4 protein-coding genes and 1 pseudogene are annotated in these 3,770 nt (G+C 70.4%); 3 read left to right on the top strand and 2 right to left on the bottom strand.

Features of this window, described 5'->3' with window-relative positions:
• Positions 1-149: 149 nt before the first annotated feature.
• Both FNH08_RS46740 and FNH08_RS46735 read right to left on the bottom strand, forming a co-directional pair.
• Positions 150-1,172: a LacI family DNA-binding transcriptional regulator gene (locus tag FNH08_RS46740; protein ID WP_322726549.1), complete on the bottom strand. Its 1,023-nt coding sequence runs from the start codon at positions 1,170-1,172 to the stop codon at positions 150-152.
• 107 nt (positions 1,173-1,279) lie between these two features.
• Positions 1,280-2,068, bottom strand: a complete 789-nt coding sequence (locus FNH08_RS46735; protein ID WP_152777887.1) for a response regulator transcription factor — start codon at positions 2,066-2,068, stop codon at positions 1,280-1,282.
• Positions 2,069-2,357: 289 nt separating this feature from the next.
• Here FNH08_RS46735 and FNH08_RS46730 point away from each other — a divergent pair, with 289 nt between their 5' ends.
• The 3 genes and pseudogenes from FNH08_RS46730 to FNH08_RS46720 form a co-directional block, all read left to right on the top strand.
• Complete coding sequence (locus tag FNH08_RS46730; RefSeq protein ID WP_152777885.1) at positions 2,358-3,242, top strand: alpha/beta hydrolase; 885 nt, start codon at positions 2,358-2,360, stop codon at positions 3,240-3,242.
• A gap of 31 nt (positions 3,243-3,273) precedes the next feature.
• Entirely contained in the window at positions 3,274-3,528 is a 255-nt protein-coding gene (locus FNH08_RS46725) for a MoaD/ThiS family protein (protein WP_152777883.1), read from the top strand.
• A 7-nt stretch (positions 3,529-3,535) separates the two neighbouring features.
• Positions 3,536-3,770, top strand: a pseudogene (locus FNH08_RS46720) (hypothetical protein); the annotation flags it as partial.

Genomic DNA, 3,770 nt, shown 5'->3' with positions numbered 1-3,770 from the left:
GGGATGCGGAGCCCGCATTTTTTTGGGGGCGCGGGGAACTGCGCGAGCAACCACGACGGACCCGCAGCTTCATGACGGGGCGCGCCCGGAGCTTTTTCAGGGGCGCGGGGAACTGCGCGACAAGCCACAACGAACCCGCACCCGAAAAACTACCCGCACCCGCACGACCGCCGCACAACCAACCGCGACGGAAACTGCTTCACCCGCTCACGACGGGACCCAGCCACCCGCACCCCGTCATCCAGCACGAGATCAACCGCCGCCCGAGCCATCCCCGTACGGTCCGTGGCCACGGTCGTCAACGGCGGATCAGTCAACGCCGCTTCCTTCACGTCGTCGAACCCGGCCACCGCCAACTCCCCGGGCACATCGATCCGCAACTCCCGCGCGGCCCGCAGCACACCAATGGCCTGGTCATCGGTGGAACAGAAGATCGCGGGCGGCCGATGAGGCCCACCGAGCAACTCCAGGGCGATCCCATACGCGTCGTAACGGTTGTACGGCGCCTCAAAGAGGCGCCCCTCCGTGGAGAGCCCCGCCTCCTGCATCGCACGCCGCCACCCCTCGACATGGTCGGAGACAGGGTCACCGACCAGCGGAGTCTCGGCGATGCCACCCACACAGGCCACGTACTCGTAGCCGTGCTCCAGAAGATGCCGTACGGCGAGCTGGGCGCCCCCGAGGTCATCGGTCACCACGGACACGTCGTCGATCGCCTCGGGCCGCTCGTGCAGCAGCACCACCCGCGCGTCCCACGCGTCTATCTCCGCCGCCGCGTTGTCGTTGAGCGCGTGGCTGACGAGGATCAGCCCGGAGACCCGCATCCCGAGGAAGGCCCGCAGATAGTGGACCTCGCGCTCGGCCACGTAGTCCGAGTTCCCGACGAGGACCATCTTGCCGCGCTCGGCGGCGGCCTGTTCGACCGCGTGCGCCATCTCGCCGAAGAACGGCTGGCGCGCGTCCGGCACGATCAGGCCTATGAGCTCGGTCTTCCGCGACGCCATGGCCTGGGCGACGCGGTCGGGCCGGTACCCCAGTTCCTTGATCGCGGCGAGGACACGCTCGCGCGTGGCCGGGGCGACCGGCCGGGGTCCGTTGTTGATGACGTAACTGACGACGGCGGTGGAAGTCCCCGCAAGTCGCGCCACATCATCCCGAGTCACCTTGGCCACGCGCGGAGTCTACGCGGATTGCAACGCTCTGGGCAGGGCGTACAGGTCTCAACCTGATGCCGACCGGGCGGTAACCTGGCGGCCGCCGCGCACGCCCCACCCCAGTGCTACGCGTCCGCGGCCACCTCGGCGGCGTCCGCCGCGTCCAGGTGTGCCGTCTCGTCCGCTTCCTCCGGCTTTGGCCTGCTCGCCTTGGCCTTCGCCTCGTCCGCGGCCCGGTCCACCTTTTCCGGGGTGACGAATCGATAACCGACGTTCCGGACGGTCCCGATCAGCGACTCGTGCTCGGGGCCGAGTTTCGCGCGCAGGCGTCGTACGTGCACGTCGACGGTCCGCGTACCACCGAAGTAGTCGTAGCCCCAGACCTCTTGCAGCAGCTGCGCGCGCGTGAAGACGCGGCCCGGGTGCTGGGCCAGGTACTTCAGGAGCTCGAACTCCTTGAAGGTCAGGTCGAGGATGCGGCCCTTGAGCTTGGCGCTGTAGGTCGCCTCGTCCACCGACAGGTCGCCGTTGCGGATCTCCATGGGGGAGTCGTCGTTGACGATCTGCTGGCGGCCCATGGCCAGTCTGAGCCGCGCCTCGACCTCCGCCGGGCCGGCGGTGTCGAGCAGTACGTCGTCGATGCCCCAGTCGGCGGTGACGGCCGCGAGGCCGCCCTCGGTGACGACGAGGATGAGGGGACAGCCGGGCCCGGTCGACCGCAGCAGCTGGCACAGGCTCCGCACCTGCGGGAGGTCGCGGCGCCCGTCGATGAGGATGACGTCGGCACCGGGGGTGTCGACGAGTGCGGGGCCCTCTGCCGGAGCCACTCGCACGTTGTGCAGGAGCAGACCGAGAGCGGGAAGCACCTCCGTCGACGGCTGGAGGGCATTGGTCAGGAGCAGCAGAGAGCTCATCGGACTCCACCTGCCCGGGTCGTCATCGATTCGTGCACGGTTCGCTCGCCCATAACGTCTGGTTCCTCCTCGGTCCCTGCGAGGACGTTTGCGGCACTGCTTGGTGCTGCCTTGCGGTGCGAATCCCCCGCCCCCTGGACTCGCTCATGCGATCGACGGCCCGTACACCTGCGGTTTCCCGCCTCGTATACAACGCTTCCGAAAGCACAAAAGGACCCGGGGGCTACGCTGCCCGAGTCCTCTGCCCAGCAGAATAGCCCACAAGAGCACTGGTCCGGCAGGTCATGTGATGCGTTCCCTCTCCTTCCCGAACTCCGAGACGGCCCCTCGCGCCCCTTTGCGGAGGTTTTTGCGCACCTCCGACGGCGTGACGATCGATTCCGTATACGAGCCGTGTGCCGCCGTATACGACGCCTCGGCGCCACTTTCCCGTGACCTGGCGTTCGTCGTGGCCCACGGCTTCACCGGTGATGTCGACCGCCCGCACGTCCGCCGGGTGGCGCGCGCCTTCGCCCGGTACGGAGCCGTGGTGACCTTCTCCTTCCGCGGCCACGGGGCCTCGGGCGGACGCTCCACGGTCGGCGACCGCGAGGTGCTCGACCTGGCGGCCGCGGTCGCCTGGGCACGGGAACTCGGGCACACCCGCGTGGCCACCGTCGGCTTCTCGATGGGTGGCTCGGTGGTCCTGCGGCACGCGGCGCTGCACGGCCCGGCGGCGCACGAGGGGCGCACGGAGACACGTACGGGTGGGGTGGAAGCCGCGCGTACGGACGCGGTCGTCTCGGTGAGCGCGCCCGCCCGCTGGTACTACCGCGGCACGGCGCCCATGCGGCGGCTGCACTGGCTGGTCACCCAGCCCGTGGGCCGCGCGGTGGGCCGCTACGGTCTGCGCACCCGCATCCACCACCGCGACTGGGACCCGGTGCCCTCGTCGCCCGTCGAGTCGGTGCCCCTGATCGCACCGACCCCCCTCCTCATCGTCCACGGCGACCGGGACGGCTACTTCCCCGTGGACCACCCGCGGATGCTGGCCGCCGCGGCCGGCGAACACGGTGAACTCTGGCTGGAGCCGGGAATGGGCCACGCGGAGCACGCGACGGACGACGCGCTGCTCGGTCGGATCGCGGGCTGGGCGGCGGCGAACGCGGCCTTCCGCCCCCGCCCGATAGCCTGACCGTGTTCACCACAACCGATTGAGGGACGAGATGGCAAAGGGCACGGTGCGCTACTGGGCAGCCGCCAAGGCCGCCGCGGGCGTCGCCGAGGAGCCGTACGACGCGGTCACGCTCGCCGACGCGCTGGACGGGGCCCGCGAGCGACACCCCGGCGAACTCGTCCGCGTACTGCGGCGATGCTCGTTCCTCATCGACGGTGACCCCGTGGGCACCCGCGGACATGAGACGGTACGGCTGGCCGACGGCGGCACGGTCGAGGTGCTCCCGCCGTTCGCAGGAGGGTGACGCGATCATGACCAACCAGCCGTACGGCACCCCGTACGAGGGCTACGACCCGTACCAGCAGCCCTCCTGGCAGGACTCCGACGAGGCACAGGCCGCGCAGGCCCAGCAGTACACCCAGCAGTGGGAGGGCCAGACCTGGGAGACCCAGGCACACCCGCCGGTCGCCGCGGTGGACGCGACGGAGACGGCGTACCTGCCGCCGCAGGGCGCGGCCGCGCAGCAGGCGGGACAGGGGGTGGGGC

It is taken from the genome of Streptomyces spongiae (genome assembly GCF_009377185.1).
Classification (GTDB): domain Bacteria; phylum Actinomycetota; class Actinomycetes; order Streptomycetales; family Streptomycetaceae; genus Streptomyces; species Streptomyces spongiae.
The sequence above is the reverse complement of the archived record's forward strand: the minus strand, read 5'-3'. Positions and strand labels throughout refer to the sequence as shown.

What these genes read in the sequence shown, in the direction of transcription:
- FNH08_RS46730 (WP_152777885.1), top strand. Translation starts at nt 2,358, where the DNA reads ATGCGTTCCCTCTCCTTCCCGAACTCCGAGACGGCCCCTCGCGCCCCT.
- FNH08_RS46735 (WP_152777887.1), bottom strand. Translation starts at nt 2,068, where the DNA reads ATGAGCTCTCTGCTGCTCCTGACCAATGCCCTCCAGCCGTCGACGGAG.
- FNH08_RS46725 (WP_152777883.1), top strand. Translation starts at nt 3,274, where the DNA reads ATGGCAAAGGGCACGGTGCGCTACTGGGCAGCCGCCAAGGCCGCCGCG.